At 56.5% G+C, this 18,321-nt stretch carries 11 protein-coding genes and 1 riboswitch; of the genes, 7 read left to right on the top strand and 4 right to left on the bottom strand.

Going from position 1 to position 18,321, the window contains the following annotated elements; translation table 11 throughout:
* The first annotated feature begins 38 nt into the window (after nucleotides 1-38).
* On the top strand, nucleotides 39-1,004 hold the full coding sequence (gene ygfZ, locus HCX89_RS14655) for a tRNA-modifying protein YgfZ (RefSeq protein WP_167716538.1): 966 nt from the start codon (nucleotides 39-41) through the stop codon (nucleotides 1,002-1,004).
* A gap of 58 nt (nucleotides 1,005-1,062) precedes the next feature.
* Here the strand turns inward: ygfZ and HCX89_RS14650 are convergent, their stop codons facing one another.
* The 3 genes from HCX89_RS14650 to HCX89_RS14640 all read right to left on the bottom strand — a co-directional run bounded on the left by HCX89_RS14650 (nucleotide 1,063) and on the right by HCX89_RS14640 (nucleotide 7,885).
* On the bottom strand, nucleotides 1,063-2,094 hold the full coding sequence (locus tag HCX89_RS14650; RefSeq protein WP_044735116.1) for a two-component system response regulator: 1,032 nt from the start codon (nucleotides 2,092-2,094) through the stop codon (nucleotides 1,063-1,065).
* 88 nt (nucleotides 2,095-2,182) lie between these two features.
* The gene (locus HCX89_RS14645) at nucleotides 2,183-7,486 is read right to left on the bottom strand and encodes a PAS domain S-box protein (RefSeq protein ID WP_167716536.1); all 5,304 of its coding nucleotides are present in this window, start codon (nucleotides 7,484-7,486) and stop codon (nucleotides 2,183-2,185) included.
* A 249-nt stretch (nucleotides 7,487-7,735) separates the two neighbouring features.
* Nucleotides 7,736-7,885: a hypothetical protein gene (locus HCX89_RS14640; RefSeq protein ID WP_157823005.1), complete on the bottom strand. Its 150-nt coding sequence runs from the start codon at nucleotides 7,883-7,885 to the stop codon at nucleotides 7,736-7,738.
* Nucleotides 7,886-7,975: 90 nt separating this feature from the next.
* On the opposite strand from HCX89_RS14640, the gene HCX89_RS14635 reads away from it, so the two are divergent.
* Nucleotides 7,976-8,884 (top strand): LysR substrate-binding domain-containing protein, encoded by a 909-nt coding sequence (locus tag HCX89_RS14635; protein WP_167716534.1) that lies wholly within the window; start codon nucleotides 7,976-7,978, stop codon nucleotides 8,882-8,884.
* Here the strand turns inward: HCX89_RS14635 and HCX89_RS14630 are convergent.
* Entirely contained in the window at nucleotides 8,869-10,236 is a 1,368-nt protein-coding gene (locus HCX89_RS14630) for a sodium:alanine symporter family protein (RefSeq protein WP_167716532.1), read from the bottom strand. The genes HCX89_RS14635 and HCX89_RS14630 overlap by 16 nt on opposite strands.
* A gap of 117 nt (nucleotides 10,237-10,353) precedes the next feature.
* Nucleotides 10,354-10,454, bottom strand: a riboswitch (glycine riboswitch).
* A 355-nt stretch (nucleotides 10,455-10,809) separates the two neighbouring features.
* Here HCX89_RS14630 and HCX89_RS14625 point away from each other — a divergent pair.
* The 5 genes from HCX89_RS14625 (at nucleotide 10,810) to napA (ending at nucleotide 18,316) form a co-directional block, all read left to right on the top strand.
* Nucleotides 10,810-11,475, top strand: a complete 666-nt coding sequence (locus tag HCX89_RS14625; RefSeq protein ID WP_144134184.1) for an ABC transporter ATP-binding protein — start codon at nucleotides 10,810-10,812, stop codon at nucleotides 11,473-11,475.
* Nucleotides 11,468-14,089, top strand: a complete 2,622-nt coding sequence (locus tag HCX89_RS14620; protein WP_167716530.1) for an FtsX-like permease family protein — start codon at nucleotides 11,468-11,470, stop codon at nucleotides 14,087-14,089. Before HCX89_RS14625 ends, HCX89_RS14620 begins: the two co-directional genes overlap by 8 nt.
* Complete coding sequence (locus tag HCX89_RS14615; protein ID WP_167716528.1) at nucleotides 14,089-15,279, top strand: lipocalin-like domain-containing protein; 1,191 nt, start codon at nucleotides 14,089-14,091, stop codon at nucleotides 15,277-15,279. The genes HCX89_RS14620 and HCX89_RS14615 overlap by 1 nt, the downstream gene beginning before the upstream one ends.
* Nucleotides 15,280-15,536: 257 nt before the next feature.
* Nucleotides 15,537-15,836 (top strand): chaperone NapD, encoded by a 300-nt coding sequence (locus tag HCX89_RS14610; RefSeq protein ID WP_025889977.1) that lies wholly within the window; start codon nucleotides 15,537-15,539, stop codon nucleotides 15,834-15,836.
* Nucleotides 15,833-18,316, top strand: a complete 2,484-nt coding sequence (gene napA, locus HCX89_RS14605) for a nitrate reductase catalytic subunit NapA (RefSeq protein WP_045283006.1) — start codon at nucleotides 15,833-15,835, stop codon at nucleotides 18,314-18,316. Before HCX89_RS14610 ends, napA begins: the two co-directional genes overlap by 4 nt.
* Nucleotides 18,317-18,321 lie beyond the last annotated feature (5 nt).

Raw genomic sequence — 18,321 nt, 5'->3', positions numbered from 1 at the left:
CGCAGATCTCTTAATGCCTTCAATCTCAGGATCTTGTTATGAGCATTTGCGTTTCTCAGCCCGATTGGCCACTGGATGCCGGCATTCCGGATCTGCTTATTTCCCGCCTCTCTCACTTGGGTCTGCTTGCCGTTACCGGCGAACAGGGCCGCAGCTTTATCCATGGTCAGGTCACCACGGATATCAGCTCTCTCACGGCCGAGCAGTGGCGTTGGGGCGCTCACTGCGATCCCAAAGGCAAAATGCTTTCAAGTTTCAGAACCTTTGCCCTGGGTGATGCCCTGATATTGATGATGCCAAGGGATACCCTGGCTGCCGACTTGCCGCAACTGAAGAAGTACGCTGTGTTCAGTAAGGCCGAACTGGTCGATGTCAGCGACGATTACAGTCTCTTGGGTGTAGCCGGCGCCAAGGCTGCCACTTGGCTGGCAGAGCAGTTCCCGGGCTTCAGTCCAGAGCAGCAAGTGAGTGCTGTCGATGACGGCGTGGTACTGCAGGATGGCGAGCGCTTTATTCTGGTTCTGCCCAAGGCCCGGGCCGAGGCCTTGTGCCAGCAGCAGTCTCCAGTCGATGCCAGTGCCTGGCAAGAGCTGGAAATCCTTGCCGCCTACCCAAACCTGCCGGCATCACACATGGGCCAATTTGTACCGCAAATGTGCAACCTGCAGGCCATCAACGGCATCAGCTTCACCAAGGGTTGCTACATGGGCCAGGAAACCGTGGCCAGAATGAAGTATCGCGGCGGCAACAAGCGAGCCCTCTATATTCTCAAGGGTAAAGCCACTGTCGATGTCACACCGGAAACCACACTGGAGATGGCGCTGGATGAAGGTTTTCGTAAGGGCGGCAGCATTATTGAAGCCGTACAACGAAATGGCGAGTTGCTGCTGACCGCAGTGCTGGCCAATGACACAGAAGTCGGCGCCAAATTCCGCATCGCCGATGATGAAAACAGCGAACTGACGGTACTGCCTCTGCCCTACTCTCTGGAAGAGCTGGAGTAACAATGAATGACCCAATAAAGGCGCCGTCGGCGCCTTTATTTTTATCCGCCGTTTGTCGCTATTCAGTGCCGGACTCAGTTTCCATATGAGTATCACGCACCTCTATCACCTGGGGCAGTATCTGTTTGAACAGTTCCACCAATTCAGGGTCAAAGTGTTTCCCCGCCTCAGACTCCAGTAACGCCATGGTATCTTCTATGCTCCAGGCCTTCTTGTAAGGTCGAATTGAGGTCAGGGCATCGAAGACATCGGCAATGGCGACGATTCGCCCCTCAATGGGAATATCATTGCCTTTCAAGCCATTGGGATAACCTGAGCCATCCCACTTCTCGTGGTGAGTCAGCGCAATGCGTCGGGACATCTGCAACAGAGGATCCGGGTGCTCACCGATAATCTCGGCACCGATTTCGGCGTGTTGCTGCATGATTCGCCACTCTTCGGCGTCCAGTTTCCCCGGTTTTTTCAGCACAGCGTCAGGAGTACCTATCTTACCGATATCATGCATGGGCGCCGCATTGTAAAGCAGCTCACAGAAGTTGTCCGGCAGCTTGGCCTGTTGTGCCAGGAGCCTGGCATAGTGGCTCATGCGAATAACGTGTAAGCCGGTCTCGTTATCCTTGTATTCAGCGGCACGGCCCAGGCGACGGATGATCTCGAAGCGGGTCTGTTCCAGCTCGCGGGTACGTTCGCGCACCTGTTGTTCCAGCAAACGCTTCTGATCGTAGAGGGCCAAGTGGTTACGTACCCTGGCTCTGACTATCGGGGCACTGACAGGCTTGGTGATGTAGTCGACAGCCCCCAAATCAAAGCCCTGGGTCTCATCGGCCACCTCAGAGAGAGCGGTGACAAAGATCACCGGGATATGGCTGGTCATGGGTTCCTGCTTGAGACGCTTACAAACTTCATAGCCATTCATGCCCGGCATCATCACATCCAGGAGGATCAGATCCGGAGGGCTCTTCTGCGCCAACGCCAGCGCTCTTGGGCCATCTATCGCCACCTTGAGCTTATAATCGTCGCCGAGGATCCCCACCAGAATATCTATGTTCTCCGGTGTATCGTCCACCACCAGTACAGTGGCTTTTTCCATCTCAATCTCCCTCTTGTTACGGGCTCCACATCCTATTTCAGCGCCACAGCGCTTTAATGGCGGCGCGAATATCCCCTAATGAGTATAGTCAGGCCTGCTCGGTCTCGTTCAGCTCCTGCTGCAGCTCGCGGATAAGATCGGCGGCATCGTCAAACTGATAGCTGCCGACCATGCTGCTGACAGGTTTCAGGCGCTGCCACAGAGGCTTGCTCACCCTGCGGCTCAATGCTTCCAGTTGAACAACGGCTTCGGCATCGGCGTCTTCCAGACTCTGCAGCAGTTGCTCCAGGGCGGTTTTAAGCGCCTCGGGATCAATCTCCTCGGCGGCATCACCTTCCGTCTGAGGATCGCTTTGTGGCTTATCCCCTATCCAGTCCGCAATGGCTTCAACAATGGCTGCAACCCGGGTTTCCACCGCCAGCAACTCTTGCTCACATTCTTCACCGGCCGCCAACTTGGCTTCCAATTGCCTGGCCTCTTCCACCAACGGCTCGGAGCAGAGGTTACCTGCCAGCCCCTTAAGGGTATGCGCCGCCCTGACCGCTTCTTCCTGCTGTTGTTCCTTGAGCGCCTTGCGAATCCGTTTGCCGACATTGCCCTGACTACCGAGGAAACGCTCGAAGATGCGCCGATAGAGGCGCTCTGAATGCTGTACCAGCTGCAGTCCGCGATCGATATCCAGGCTCTCGTGTTCCGGCCAGCTCACCAGATTCTCAGGAGCATCGCCATCGGCCATACCAGCATCATTATTCCCTGCAGCGGCCGGGACTTGCCCACCTCCCAGATACTGCAACAACACCTGATACAAGAGGCTGACTTCTATCGGCTTGGCGATGTGGTCATTCATGCCCGCTCGCAGACACATCTCCTTGTCACCGGCCATAGCGTTGGCCGTCATGGCAACCACAGGTAACTGCTCAAGCCCAGGCATCTTGCGCAGTGCCTCTGTGGCCTGATATCCATCCATCACAGGCATCTGGCAGTCCATCAGCACAAGATCAAACTGCTGCTGCGCCAACTTCTCCAGCGCTATCTGGCCATTCTCGGCAATGGACAAGTCTATGCCCACCTGCTCAAGAAACTCGGTCGCCACTTCCTGATTCATCTCGTTGTCTTCCACCAGCAACACACGTTTGCCGGCAAGAGCCGCCAGTTGCAGGGATTCGAGATCCAACGCCTTGCGCCTGACAGGAATATGGCCCTGACGCCCAAGAGCCAGCATAATGCCATCGAGCAGCCTAGAGGCACTGACCGGCTTGGTGATATAGCCGTTGATCCCGAGTTGCTCCAACTGTTCGATAAAGTCACTGTTGGCGTGGGCCGACACCATGAGGATCAGCGGCGGCTCTTTTACCTGTAGTATCTGCCGCGCGGTTTCCATGCCGTCCATCTCAGGCATCTTCCAATCGATCAAGGCCATCTTGTAGGACTTGCGCTTCACCTTATCCAGCGCCTCCATGCCGCTGCGGGCACAGTCGACGGTAAAGCCCATGCTCTCGAGCGTGGTGCGCAATATATCTCTGGCGGTACCGTTGTCATCGACCACCAGAATGGGCATGCCCTCCAGTTCCTGCTCTACATTCAGCTTGTCGTTTTCCGCAACCTTGAGCCGCACAGTAAAGAAGAAACAACTGCCGTTGCCAAACTGGCTCTCGACACCGATTTCACCGCCCATCAGTTCTACCAGTTGTTTGGAAATCGCCAGCCCAAGCCCGGTGCCGCCGTATTTACGCGTGGTCGAGGTATCTGCCTGGCTGAAAGACTTGAATAATCTCGCTTGCTGCTCGGCAGTCAGACCTATGCCACTGTCGCGCACAGCGAATCTTAGGATCACTTCATCCTGCTCGCGGCTGAGCTCACTTATCGACAGCATCACTTCACCCCGTTCGGTGAATTTGATGGCGTTGTTCATCAGGTTAATAAGCACCTGACCGAGACGCAGCGGATCCCCTTCCAGGTGGCTGGGTACGCTGGGGGCCACGGCAAACAGCAGCTCCAATTGTTTGTCGGCGGCGCGCTCAGAGAACATATCCCCGAGATCTTCCAAAATACTGTCGAGCTGAAACGGCACCACTTCGATATCCAGTTTGCCGGCCTCAATCTTGGAGAAGTCGAGAATGTCATTGATGATCCCCAGCAGGGATTGCGAAGCCCGTTCAATTTTTTCCACATAGTTACGCTGTTTGCGATCCAACTTTGTCTGCAGGCACAGCTGAGACATGCCGATAATGGCGTTCATCGGAGTGCGGATCTCATGGGACATATTGGCAAGGAAGTCACTCTTGGCCTTGTTGGCGGCATCGGCATCTTCCTTGGCAGCCATCAGTTCGTTGGACAACAGCTTGAGGCGGGTAATGTTGGCGATACTCATGACCACAGAACGCTCCCGTCCCTCTTCCTCTTCAAGCTCGGAGGCGTTGATTGCCATCCACATCGGCTCGCCGGAGGCACTGAGCAGGCGCCACTCGCCGCTGACACTGTGATCGTCACTTCGCTTCAGGCGCTCGTACAGCTCGCTGGCATTGCTTCTGTCTTCCGGCGCCATCAAATCGGCAAACGAGCGACGTTTGAGCTGCTCGGCACTCATGCCCATGTCACTGCAGAACTGGCCATTGCAATCCATTATGGTGCCGCGATCGTCCAGGTTGACTATGCCTATACCTGCGTTATCAAACAGGGCCCGGAAGTGGGCCTCACTCTGGGCCAGCTCGGTTTCCATCTCCTTACGGCCGCTGATATCGGTAAGATAACCGTTCCAGAGCATGCCATCCTGCTGTTTACTGCCCTTGGCACCGGCCTCTAACCAACGCACCTCACCGGAAGGATGCCGGTAGCGGAACTCTTTAATCCATTGCAGTCCACTCTCACCTGAAAGCAGGCGAATAATGCTGCCCCTGTCTTCGGCAACGATCCGCTCGGCCACCAGATCAAAATCGGCCATCACCTCATTCTTGTGGTGGCCAAGAGTGGCGATGGCTGCACTGGAAAGGAAAGTGAATCTGCGTTGCTGCGGGCTTTGCCAAAACAGTTGATACACAGTGCTGGGCACAGACTCTGTGATGGTTTCCAGTTGCTCCCGTGACTGCTCCATCTTCTCTTGAGCCAGCTTGCTGTCGGTGATGTCATTGAGGCTGCCATCGAACCACAGCGGGTTACCGTCTTCATCATAGCTGGCCTTACCCTTTTCATGGATCCAACGCACACTGCCATCCCGATGGCGAATACGGTACTCGACATCGAAGGCTTGCTGCTCGGCCAGGGCCGAGTTGATGGTGTCGATACACAACTGTTTGTCTTCATCTATGACCAGGGAACCATAACTGCGCTTCTTGCTGTCAATGAAGTGCCAGGCCGGATAGCCGCTTATCTCAGTGATATTGTCGCTGACATATTCCATGGTCCACTGTTCATCGACCCGGGTACGATAAACGGCGCCGGGGATGTTGGATACCAGCCCACGAAAACGGCTCTCGCTCTCGCGAATTTTACGCTCTACCGCCAGTTGCTCAGTCAGATCCCGAATCGATGCCGCCACCTGACGTTTGCCCTTGTGATCGGCCGGCAACAGGCTCAAACCTATCTGCACCGGGAACTGGGAACCATCGCACTTGAGTGCCTGCAGCGCCTTGCCCTTGGCCATCATGCGATCCTTGCCGTCGGTCACGAAGGCATGGCGCTTGGCTGCGTGTTCCAGCCGGTCCACTTCCGGCAACAGTTGGTCGATATTGAGTTTGAGCATCTCCTCGGCGGCATAACCGAACAGCTCCTGACAACGGCTGTTGGAGAACACCAGCATGCCGCCTTCATCGACGATAAGCATCGCCTCCGGCGCCGCCTCCAGCACAGCGTTGGACCAGGCCGCGGCGGAAAACTGCTCGGTGACATCATTAAACAGCATCTCCACCGAAATCAGCTTGCCTTCATCATCAAGCAGAGGCTGCATAAACAGATCCAAACGCCTCAAGCCACCTTCGGCATCGGCCAACTCCACCTGATGCGGCGGCACCGACTCGCCGGCCAGCGCCTGTTCCATATACTGCCAGTTGGCTTCGTTGATACTGTTGCTGGAAAACAGCCGCTGATACTTACGCCTGAGCACTTCAGGAGTGATACCCAAGACCTTCTTCACCCCTTCGCTCGCCTGTACTATGGCGCCGTTGGGATCCATGGAGCAGTAGAAGGACTTGTCACTCATGCCGTCGATAAGCTTGGCAAACCTGTTGCCACGGGAGTCGAGCAGCGCCTGTTCCCTCTCTTCGAGAATTTCAGCCATCTCATTGAATTTATTGCTGAGAGTAGCAATCTCCCGCACCACGCCTTCGGGTTTTTGCAAGCGTTTGATCAACCCCTTGCTGAAGTCCACTATCCCGGCTTCCAACTGCTCCAGAGGCTGGGTGAGACGCTTGGCGCTCCAGTAACTGGTGATCAGCAGTATCATAGCCAGCAGCAACAGGTTGAGCGTCAAGGAGCTGAAATCCTGCAGGAAAGAACGCAGCAACTGCTTTTGCGGCGTGATCACCAACACCCGCCACTCCAGTGGCGCAACCCTGGCGACACTGGCAAGGTACTGCACGCCGTTGAGATCGCTCAGGGCCACCTCGGGGGTGTCGGCGGCATAGATATGCTGCGCCGCTTCCTTGCCGGCGGCGGTATTGGCCAGCCAGTCTTCCAATTTGGCGTTGCGGGTAAGATTATTGTCCGGGTGATAGATGAGCCGACCCTGGTTGTCCAATACCAACAGCTTTTTGGGATCTATCCCCAAACGTATCGGCAGGCTGGAAAGTGCCAGATCTGTGGTAACCACGCCCAGCGGCGCCCCTTCGCTGCCAAAGGGTTGCGAGAAGGTGATCATCAGTGCATTGCCGGCACCTTCATCAAAATAGGGGGCCGTCCAGTAGCCTTCGGCATGTTTGAGTGCTTCGGTCCACCAGTCCCACTCGCCACTGGTGTAGTCATAGGCTTCCTGGCCTATGTCCATGGTGACAATCGACAGGTCCTGACGAAAGGCATAGGGAGCAAAGCGTTTTTGCCCGGGCAGAAACCCGGGCTGAAAGGCGATGGCGCTGCCGTAAAAGTTGGGGTTGCGCTGCAATCTGTCCCTGAGCAACTGATAGAGATTGTCCGCTTGTTGCAGACGTTCAAAAGACTCCAGATTCCCCAGGCTGTATGCCAGTGTCTGGCTATCCCTTTGTGCCAAAGACAGCTCAAACTCGAGCCTTTTAGCGGCGAAGTCTGCCTTTTCAGCCAAGTCGGCAAAGAAGGCTTTCTCTTCTTCCTGATAGTTATACCAGCCGGTAACCCCCGAAATCACAGTCATGATGCTGATTAAGGGAATGGCTATCTGCAACAGAATACGGCTGCGAAAAGTTCTGAGTGTCGCGGTATCCGGCATAGCTCTGCCTCTCTGACGATTTCCTTGCGACTCTGCAACTGCAAAGTCCTATTGTCAGACACACTCTCTTGGGCAATCAATGCCGAAGTACATCAGGCGACTGAAGTCAACTAACTGATTAAAGGTCAAAAATTAACCTTGTTATTTAAGCATTAGCCATGCGGTTAAACAAGTGAAGCGGAGCAAATTTCACAAAAAAGTCAGCTGCAGCCAACTGACATAAAACACACAGAAAAAGATAAGCTGGAATTATTTAAATAAACTCTTGTGTTGCAGGGAAAGAGAACGGCCAATAGCTGCAAGCCAACGCTGAAAGCGCCCCTTTCCATGCGGCTTGCTATTGGCAGTAGAATCTCTACTATCTGGGTTTAAACAAGGTTTTTGAGTGGCTGAATTCATGGCGAGCTCCTGTGGTGACCAAATGCATTCTGCCGCGGTGCCCACCGTAAAACCAACGATGATTTCTTACCATTAAAATAAGTACAGCTTATGGAACACTTAGATCACTTCAAGGGACTGCGCTGCCTGGAAGCGGCGGCGCGGCACAAGAGCTACACCCAAGCCGCAGAAGAGTTGCATATCACCCAAGCGGCGGTCAGCCAACAGCTACGCTTGCTGGAGGCTCACCTGGGGATCAAACTCTTTATTCGCCGCGGTCGCAGCATGCAGCCCACCAGCCGTGCTCAGCAGCTGGCCGATACCCTGACGGCGGCATTCGGCTCCATCGGCTCCTGCTGGCAAGAGATACAATGTCAGGGGGTTCCAGGAGAGCTCAACATCACGACAACTCAGTCCTTTGCCTCCTTGATCCTGCTGCCGAATCTTGGGCAGTTCAATCGGCTGCATCCGGAAATCAAGGTCAGGGTCTGGGCCTCGAGTCAGCTGGAAGATCTCCAACACACAGAGATGGATATCGGGATACGTTTTGGTGACATTGACGCGGGTGAGCTTTACTGTCGTCACCTGTTCGACGATGACACTGTGCCCCTGTGTTCCAGCCAACTTGCACAGGAGCAAGCACTCACCCAAGCCTCGCAACTGAGCCAATGCTGGCTTATTGATGCCGACGACAAGCCGGGACAGGATTGGCTGGCCTGGTTTGCGGCGGCAGGTATCACGCCGGATACCCAGGCACTCAATTGGGTGCGGGTCGCCAATCTGGATATGGCACTGAGCACGGCGCTGTCAGGCCACGGGGTGTTTTTAGGCTCCCGCCTGATGGCCCAGCAATATATCCGCGCCGGTACGCTCACGGCGCCTCTGCCGCAAGTGCTACCGGGTGGGATCCGCTATCACCTCTTGTATCACGCCGCCTCACCCAAACTGGCCAGGATAAGACGGTTTGAAGACTGGTTGCTGGCCTTGATTGCTTCGCTCAAGACTCAGGCATCGGCCTGAGGCAGAGCCTCATCACCGCAGCCGCGCAGACGCTGAAAATAACTGCGGGTTTCTGCCAGCACCAGGTGGCGCAGACCTATAATGGCAATCAGATTGGGTATCGCCATCAAGCCATTGACTATGTCGGCGAGCAGCCAGATGAGATCCAGCGTGATAAAGGCGCCCGAGGCAATAAGCCCAAGAAACAACCAGCGATAGAGCGGGATCCAGCGGCCCTTGGTGAGATAGCTCCAGCAGCGATCGCCATAATAGTTCCAGCCAAGAATGGTGGTAAAGGCGAAACACACCAGCGCCACAGTCACCAAATACTGGCCAATCAGCGGCGTGGTGGCACTGGAAAAAGCAGCACTGGTCATGCCGGCCCCGGCGGTATCGCCATTCCAGACACCGGTAAGAATAAGCACCAAGCCCGTCATGGTGCAGATGATAATGGTATCGAAGAAGGTGCCCGTCATGCTCACCAGTCCCTGCTCAACCGGCTCCTTGGTTTTGGCGGCCGCCGCCGCTATCGGGGCACTGCCCAAACCCGACTCGTTGGAGAACACTCCGCGAGCAATCCCGGTTTGAATCGCTAGGGCGATACCGGCCCCCAAAAAGCCACCGCCAGCCGCCACTGGATTGAAGGCGGAATGCAACACCAGCACTATCGCATCCGGAATCGCCTCACTGGCGCTCAGCAGCACCCAAAGACAGGCAACCACATAGCCTATGGCCATAGTGGGCACCAACTTTTGCGCCACAGCCGCAATCCGTTTAACACCCCCTAAGGTCACGGCAGCCACCAACGAGGTCAGCACCACGGCCGTGATCCAGGCTGGCACATCAAAGGCGATGGTCAGGGCTTCGGAAATCGCATTGACCTGGGCAAAAGTCCCGATACCGAAAAAAGCGACACCGACACCGAAAACCGCAAACAGCTTGGCCAGCCAGCCGAGCCCCAGGCCTTTTTCTATGTAGTACATGGGGCCACCGGCGATGTTACCGTGGCGATCTGTGGTGCGAAACTTAAGTGCCAATAGACACTCGGCATACTTGGTGGCCATGCCAAACAAGGCGGCAATCCACATCCAGAACAGGGCGCCGGGGCCACCGAGTTTGATGGCAGTAGCCACCCCGACAATATTGCCCGTGCCTATGGTGGCCGACAACGCGGTACAAAGAGCGGCAAAAGAGGAGAGTTCCCCCTTGCCATTGGCGGGTTTGAACAGCAACTGCAGCGCCAGCGGCAGACGCAACAGTTGAATGAATCCCAACCTGAAGCTCAGATAAATACCGGTTCCCACCAACAAGAGCAAGGTGGCAGGTCCCCAGACAATAGCGTTTATCTGGGTAAGAAGTGTATGAAAATCCATAGATTCCTCAGTTATTAAACACCTAAATTAATAAACGGAGGAGGAAAAGAAATGGCTGCGAAACCGCGGCAGCAGAGGCCAAAAGCGAAAGATCACCAGAGGCAAGGCGGTGCAATCATCCTCTCCTCTGTCCTTTTGCCTGAGCGTTTCGCGCCGGCCTAAGCCGGCACTTTCGCCTTCGGCGCCGGGGCATGCCCGGTCTCTCCAGAGGCTCGTCCAGTAACAGTCCACGCCGTCAATGCTGACCGGCACCTGAAAGAGTACCTCCAACCGGGTTAACCGGTGGAAATTGCCTCGTCGGTGTGGGGGCGATTCCCCACTCTCCTGCTACCTTCATCCGAACGGATTGCCACGTTATTTGTGGCAGGTGGCACAGTTTGCGCCTAAATGGCCCCCGGCTCAAGGGGCAAAGCCGACTCGCGCCCTGTTTGCTGCAAAAAATTTGACCTTGGCCTACACCCCGAGCGACCGAACCAGGTTCGGTTTACGCGGTAACAACAGCTGAAAGTCGAGTTCACCGATTGAAAAAACTTGTTATGCTGTAGCAGATTACTGCGGTTCACAGGAGTTCAAATGCAGAGCCAGGTGTTGCTGGAAGGGGTAAGCAAAGGATTTTTGGACGGCGATCGCCCCCACAGGGTGCTGGAAAATCTCAGCCTGGAGATCAAACCCGGCGAGACGGTGGCATTGACCGGCCCCAGTGGCAGCGGCAAGAGCACACTGCTGAATCTGATAGCCGGTTTTGAGCACCCGGATCAGGGCCGCATTCTGCTGGCAGGTCAAGACAGCAGCCGCTGGCAGGACAAACAGTGGAGCGCCTTTCGCCGCCGCCATCTGGGAGTGGTGTTCCAGCAATTCAACCTACTGACGCCGCTCAATGTTCGCGACAATATTCTTTTTCCCCTGTCGCTGCTCGGTGAAGGCTGGCAAGCCTGGTGCGATCACCTGGTGCAGGCGCTGGGGCTGACGCCACTGTTGAACCGGGAAGTCGAAAGTCTCAGCGGTGGTCAACAGCAGAGAGTCGCCATTGCCCGCGCCCTGGCCCATAAGCCTGAATTACTGCTGGCCGATGAACCGACAGGCAACCTGGATGCCGCCGCCGGTGATGAGGTGATGCAGCTTTTGTGCTCTCTCGCCGCCGATGCCGGCAGTGCCATTCTGATGGTCACCCACAGCGAAACGGCCGCCGCCTATATGCAGCGCCGCTGGCACCTGCAGCAAGGGTGCATTCATGAATGACACAGGGGCGCTGACCACAATCAAGTTGGCCTGGCAGGCCCTGAAAGTCACCCTGGCCCACTATCGCAAGGCGCCGCTGCAGGCTGGCGCCATACTGCTGGGAGTGGTGTTGGCGGTGACTCTGCTGATTGGCGTCAAGGCCACCAACGACAACGCCATCAACAGCTACCGTGAGGCGGGCGAAGCCCTGGGACAACAGGCCAGCCTTTTTATCACCCCCAAGGCCCGCGGGGCCAGCCTCGATGAAGCGCTCTATTTTCAGCTACGCCAAAGCGGCATCCAGGCACTGCCGGTGATCAGCGGCGTCCTTGACGACGCTCAGGGCCGCCAGTGGCAAGTGGAAGGCAGCGATATCATTGCCGCCCTCGGCACCTTCGAGCAAAGGGGCAATGGCCGCAACCATCTGCCCTTGAATAGACTGCTCGCCGGTGAGCCCATCATTGTCATGAGTGACAGCCTGCATCAAGGACTCAAGGCGCTGCCAACCCTGTCCCTCGGTGGGCGTACGCTCGAAGTGCTGGCGCTCGCCGACTCACAGCAGCTCGGTAACCGCCTCTATCTGGATATCTCGCTGGCCCAGCAGCTATTAAAGCGCGAAGGCACCCTCAGCTATATCGCCCTCTTTGGCGAGCCGCAAAGACTCAAAGAGCGACTCAAGCAAAGCGGAGTGCCGCTGGGTAAGCTGAATATCAGCGAGCAGGACAAGGGCGCCGCCCTGACCGCGCTCACCCGCAGTTTTCATTTGAACCTCAACGCCATGGGGATGTTGGCCTTCGTGGTGGGGCTGTTTATCGCCTACAACGGCGTACGCTACAGCCTGATGAAACGCCGCCGTTTGTTGCTCTTGTTGCTCAAGCAGGGCCTAGGACGGCGCGCCCTGATGCTGGCGCTGCTGCTGGAGTTGTTGTTGCTGGTGTTCATCGGCTCGGCCAGCGGCTTTATTCTGGCGCTGCAGCTCAGCCAGTGGCTGCAGCCCATGGTGGCGCTGACCTTGGAGCAGCTCTATGGTGCGACTCTGCTGCCGGGGAATTGGCGCTGGCAATGGTTGGCCGAAGGCGCCGGTCTGACACTTATCGCCGCACTGCTGGCCTGCGTGCCCCTGTATCTTGAGCTGTGTCATCAGAGCCTGGCACAAAATACCCAGAGCCAATGGCATGCACACAGACACAGAAGCATGCACAAACGCCTGTTTCTCATTGGGGTTGCGCTGCTTGCCCTGACGGCGCTGCTTTATCCCTTGAGCCAAACCCACCAACACAGCCTGGGCTTGATGGGGCTCTTGACCCTGGCTATCCCGCTGCTGTTGCCGCAACTGTTGCAGTCTTTGCTCGGGCTATTGGCGCGGCTGTTTCCGTCCGGACTCAGCAAGTACGCCATCGCCGATACCCGAGAGCTGGTGGCACCGCTGGCGCTGGCCATGATGGCGCTGCTACTGGCCCTGTGTGCCAATATCGCTATGAATACCCTGGTAGGCAGCTTTGACAAGACCCTCAGAAGCTGGCTCGACACCCGCCTGCATGCCGAGCTTTATATCCGCCCGGGCGCCGGCAATATGGCGAATCTGGAGCATTTTCTTGAGCAGCAAGCCCCCGGACTGGCTCACTTCTACCAATGGCAGGCGCCCTTCTATGCCAAGGGGAGCGGCAATACGCTGGAGATAAACCTTATCAGCCGGGACGCCGACTCTATCGCGCGCACCACGGCGCTGAAAACCCCGGCCCTAGTTGCTTCCCGGAAACAAGTTACTTTCCAGGAACAAGTTGCTTCCAGGGAACAGGTGCAGGGAGTCCAAAACCAGCAACAGCAAGCTCTGCAGACTGTGATCCAGGGCCAGGCTCTGGCTATCAGCGAGCCCTTGGCCCTGACGCTGGGGCTGGCGCCGGGCGACAAGCTCAGCCTCTGTCCGGATAAGGAATGTAAGACACCACTGACCCTGCCCATCAGCGCCATCTATTACGACTATGGCAATCCCAAGGGGGAGGTCATGCTGGCGCAATCCCTCTGGCAAGAGCTTAAGCTGCCAACTGAAGCCGTCAGCCTGGCGGTGAGTGGCATAGCAACAAGTGCAGAAAGGGCCAAGGGGGCAGGACTCACAAGCATTGCCGCCCTCGAGCGCGCCCTCATTCAAGAGCTTGGACTCAGTCCGGTACAGGTCTACAGCCAGCAAAAAATTCGCGATGAGGCGATTCGGGTCTTCAACAAAACCTTCAGCATTACCCTGGTACTCAACACCCTGACCTTACTGGTGGCCGCCGTGGGGCTTTTCAGTGCCGTGCTGATGCTGACCCAGTCCCGCCAGGCGAGCCTCGCCATGTTACGCTCACTTGGGCTTACCCGTGGCCGGCTTTTGTCTATGTTGCTATTGCAGATGCTGCTGGTGGTGCTGCTCACCTGTCTGTTGGCCCTGCCCATGGGGGCGATTCTCGGTTACCTGCTTATCCATAAGGTGACGCTGCAGGCCTTCGGCTGGACCATAGCCATGCAGTGGGACTGGCTGGCCTATGGCCGGGTGGTGCTTTTGTCGCTGCTGTGCTGCATCCTGGCGGTGATAGTTCCCCTCTATTGGCAGAGCCGCCGCTCTCTGGTCTCCAGCCTGCAACAGGAGGTGCTCTAATGCGATTGATTACAATGCGGTGGCGTGCCGTAGCGCCCTTGTTAGCGGGTCTACTGCTGGGCGGCGCTGTGCTGAGTGGCTGCGATAAGGCTCATCAAGATCAGGCTCAGCAGCAAGACTCACGGGCCATGAGCCGGGTGATGGGTACTGCGAGCGAAGGCTATGCCAAAGTCGAGCCCGGTGCGGCGCTGCAGTTTCCGGAAGATCACCTGCCCCACCCCAGGTTTCGTCAGGAGTGGTGGTATCTGACCGCCAATCTGACCACGCAAAGCGGTGAGCCCCTCGGACTGCAATGGACTCAGTTTCGTATCGCCCTCTCCCCGGATGAACCTGAATCCAGCTCTCCTTGGGCGACAAATCAGCTTTATATGGCTCACAGCGCACTCAGTTTTCAACATAGTCACCAAAGCGCCGAGCGCTGGGCCAGGGGCGCGCTTGCCGCCCCCCAAGGCAAAGCAGCCCATCCCCAGGGAGCCCAGGACAAAACTCAAGCCGGAGCCATGGGCTTGCCGCTCAGGGTCTGGCTCGATAACTGGCGCTGGCAAAGCCAGGCGGCAAGCGGCCCCAATAGCGGGCTGTTTCCCGCCAGTTTACAGGTCAGCGAAGAGGACTTTGCCTTCGAGTTGCAACTCGATAGCCAAGCCGAGCTGCAGATTCAGGGAGAAAAGGGTTTCAGCCGTAAAAATGCCGCCGGCACTGTAGCCTCTTACTACTACAGCCAGCCTTTTATTCGGGTCAAAGGCAAAGTGCGCCACAAGGAGCAATGGCTGCAGGTATCCGGCAATGCCTGGCTCGATAGGGAGTGGAGCTCAGAATTTCTCAGTCGCGGCCAACAGGGCTGGGACTGGTTCGCCTTGCGGCTCGATGACGGTTCGGCCCTGATGCTGTTTCAGCTCAGAGAGCAGGAAAATAAAGCCTTTTTCAGCGGCAAGCGCATGTATCCCGACGGCAGTGGCCACCCGCTGGCGCTCGATGATATCAGCCTCAGCGTCAAGGACTGGCAACAAACGGCCAGCGGTCGCTACCCTATAGCCTGGCAACTGGAGCTGCCGGGAGAGTCTCTGTCTCTGACTCTGGAAGCCCTCAATCCCAATGCCGCCATGAACCTGTCTATCCCCTACTGGGAAGGGCCAATCACCATCAAGGGCACACAAACCGGCGTGGGTTATATGGAGCTGACCGGCTATTGAATAACCCACTTTAGGTAGTAAACAAGAACTATTCTCAAAATGGCATTGCATTAATATTGCAGGAGTCAAGCGGCTAATCTGTTTAAATTTCAAACTTGGATTCAGATCACATTGAAAATGTTGATCCGGATCGCCAATCGCCTTCATTACCTCTCAAGAGGTATACCCACATTTTTAATGAGGTCTAGACTTTGATTCAGTTCCGGTGACTCGGCCCATGCCGTGCCAGTCGCCCTTACCTGTCGAGGCGAGCCTCAATGAAGCAACAAACAGAGATGGAATACCATGTCACCAGTCTGGTGGTGCATGCCGCTCCGGGAACCCTGGAGGCGGTGACCACTGCCATCCAGGCCCTTGAAGGCGCCGAAGTCCACGCCAGCAGTCCAGAAGGCAAATTGGTAGTCACCCTCGAAGGCGAAAGCCAGGGCGAGATCCTGGATAACGTCGAAGCAATCAACCGTCTGCCCGGGATACTGTCCAGCAGTCTTATCTATCATCAGGTCGATTCTGAGCCTGTCAGTCAAACAAAAGAAATAAAGAGTGAGGAAACACCATGAGCATAAGCCGCCGCGAGTTTCTTAAAGCCAACGCCGCCGTTGCCGCCGCCACGGCCGTTGGAGTCACTCTGCCAGTGAAAGTCGTCGAAGCCGCTGAGCAGAAAGACAATATCAAATGGGATAAGGCCCCCTGCCGATTCTGCGGTGTCGGCTGCTCTGTGCTGGTAGGCACAAAAGAGGGCAAGGTCGTCGCCACCAAGGGCGATCCTGAGAGCCCGGTCAACAAGGGCCTGAACTGCATCAAGGGCTACTTCCTGTCGAAAATCATGTACGGAAAAGACCGTCTGACCACTCCACTGCTGCGGATGAAAGACGGCCAGTATGCCAAAGACGGTGAGTTCATCCCCGTGAGCTGGGACAAGGCCTTCGATGTGATGGCAGAAAAGTGGAAGCACTCGCTCAACACCAAGGGCCCGACTTCTGTGGGCATGTTCGGCTCAGGCCAGTGGACCATTTGGGAAGGCTACGCCGCCTCCAAGCTGCACAAGGCAGGTTTCCGCACCAATAATATCGACCCCAATGCCCGCCACTGTATGGCCTCGGCCGTGGTCGGCTTTATGCGTACCTTTGGTATCGATGAACCCATGGGTTGTTATGACGACCTGGAAGCCGCCGATCACTTTGTGCTCTGGGGCGCCAACATGGCCGAGATGCACCCCATCCTCTGGGCCCGCCTGTCGGATCGCCGTCTGAGCCACCCCGACGGTAAGGTGCATGTACTGTCTACCTTCGAGAACCGCTCGTTCGATTTGGCCGACAACCCGATAGTGTTCAAGCCTCAGTCCGACCTGGTTATCCTCAACTATATCGCCAACTACATCATCCAAAACGGCGCGGTCAACAAGGACTTCGTCAACAAGCACACCAAGTTTGCCCTGGGTGTGGATGACATAGGTTATGGCCTGCGTCCGGATCATCCGCTGGAGAAAAAAGCCAAGAACCCAGGTAACGGTAAGTTCAGCGATATCAGCTTCGATGAGTACGCCAAGTTTGTCAGCCGCTACACTCTGGAATACGCCAGCGAGATGAGCGGCGTGGAGAAAGAGCGCCTGCTGGAGCTGGCCAAGGCCTATGCCGATCCCAAGGTCAAGGTAATGAGCCTGTGGACCATGGGTATCAACCAACACGTGCGTGGAGTTTGGGCCAACAACATGCTCTATAACCTGCACCTGTTGACCGGCAAGATTGCCACTCCGGGTAACAGCCCCTTCTCTCTCACAGGCCAGCCCTCTGCCTGTGGTACCGCCCGTGAAGTCGGCACCTTTGCCCACCGTCTGCCCGCCGATATGGTGGTCAACAACGACAAGCATCGCGCCATCACAGAAAAGGCCTGGCAGCTGCCTGAAGGCACTATTCCGCCCAAGCCCGGTTTCCACGCCGTGTTGCAGAGCCGGATGCTGAAAGACGGCAAGCTCAACTGCTACTGGACCATGTGTACCAACAATATGCAGGCCGGCCCCAATATCAACGATGAAATCTATCCCGGTTTCCGTAACCCGGAAAACTTTATCGTGGTGTCAGATCCATACCCAACAGTCACCGCCATGGCGGCCGACCTGATCCTGCCTACCGCCATGTGGGTCGAGAAAGAAGGTGCCTATGGTAACGCCGAGCGCCGCACCCATATGTGGCACCAGCAGGTGAAAGCCCCCGAAGGCGCCAAGTCGGATCTGTGGCAGCTGATGGAGTTCGCCAAGCGCTTCAAGGTAGAGGAAGTCTGGCCCGCCGAGCTGATTGCCAAGAAACCTGAATACGCCGGCAAGAACCTCTATGAAGTGCTGTTCGCCAACGGCGTGATCAACAAGTTCCCCGCCAGCGACTGTCAGGCCGAACTCAACGATGAATCTGAACACTTCGGCTTCTATGTGCAGAAGGGGATCTTCGAAGAATACGCCGCCTTCGGTCGCGGCCATGGTCACGATCTGGCTCAGTTCGACCGCTACCACGAAACCCGCGGTCTGCGTTGGCCGGTAGTGGATGGCAAGGAAACCCTGCGCCGCTTCGTTGAAGGTTCTGACCCTTACGTTAAACCGGGTTCAGGCTATCAGTTCTACGGTAAGCCAGATGGCAAGGCGGTGATCTTCGCCCTGCCCTACGAACCGGCCGCCGAAGAGCCCAACAGTGAATACGATCTGTGGATGAGCACAGGCCGGGTGCTGGAGCACTGGCACACAGGTTCAATGACCGCCAGGGTACCCGAGTTGTACCGCGCCTATCCGGATGCGCAGATCTTCATGCACCCTGATGATGCCAAGAGCCGTGGTCTCAAGCGTGGTGATGAAGTCATCGTCGCCTCGCCTCGCGGCGAAGTGAAGACCCGGGTTGAAACCAAGGGCCGTAACAAGCCACCCAAAGGCGTGGTGTTCATGCCCTTCTTCGATGCCCGTCAATTGGTCAACAAGCTGGTACTGGACGCCACCGACCCTCTGTCCAAAGAGACAGACTTCAAGAAGTGTCCGGTCAAAGTGATGAAGGCCTGAGGCAG

It is taken from the genome of Shewanella sp. Iso12, from assembly GCF_012030025.1.
GTDB classification, from domain to species: domain Bacteria; phylum Pseudomonadota; class Gammaproteobacteria; order Enterobacterales; family Shewanellaceae; genus Shewanella; species Shewanella algae.
This window is presented reverse-complemented; position numbering and strand designations above follow the sequence as displayed.

Bases quoted from the DNA above. Each gene is read 5' to 3' on its own strand.
- HCX89_RS14630 (WP_167716532.1), bottom strand. From the start codon at position 10,236: ATGGATTTTCATACACTTCTTACCCAGATAAACGCTATTGTCTGGGGA.
- HCX89_RS14615 (WP_167716528.1), top strand. From the start codon at position 14,089: ATGCGATTGATTACAATGCGGTGGCGTGCCGTAGCGCCCTTGTTAGCG.
- HCX89_RS14645 (WP_167716536.1), bottom strand. From the start codon at position 7,486: ATGCCGGATACCGCGACACTCAGAACTTTTCGCAGCCGTATTCTGTTG.
- napA (WP_045283006.1), top strand. From the start codon at position 15,833: ATGAGCATAAGCCGCCGCGAGTTTCTTAAAGCCAACGCCGCCGTTGCC.
- HCX89_RS14635 (WP_167716534.1), top strand. From the start codon at position 7,976: ATGGAACACTTAGATCACTTCAAGGGACTGCGCTGCCTGGAAGCGGCG.
- HCX89_RS14620 (WP_167716530.1), top strand. From the start codon at position 11,468: ATGAATGACACAGGGGCGCTGACCACAATCAAGTTGGCCTGGCAGGCC.
- HCX89_RS14625 (WP_144134184.1), top strand. From the start codon at position 10,810: ATGCAGAGCCAGGTGTTGCTGGAAGGGGTAAGCAAAGGATTTTTGGAC.
- HCX89_RS14650 (WP_044735116.1), bottom strand. From the start codon at position 2,094: ATGGAAAAAGCCACTGTACTGGTGGTGGACGATACACCGGAGAACATA.
- ygfZ (WP_167716538.1), top strand. From the start codon at position 39: ATGAGCATTTGCGTTTCTCAGCCCGATTGGCCACTGGATGCCGGCATT.
- HCX89_RS14610 (WP_025889977.1), top strand. From the start codon at position 15,537: ATGAAGCAACAAACAGAGATGGAATACCATGTCACCAGTCTGGTGGTG.
- HCX89_RS14640 (WP_157823005.1), bottom strand. From the start codon at position 7,885: ATGAATTCAGCCACTCAAAAACCTTGTTTAAACCCAGATAGTAGAGAT.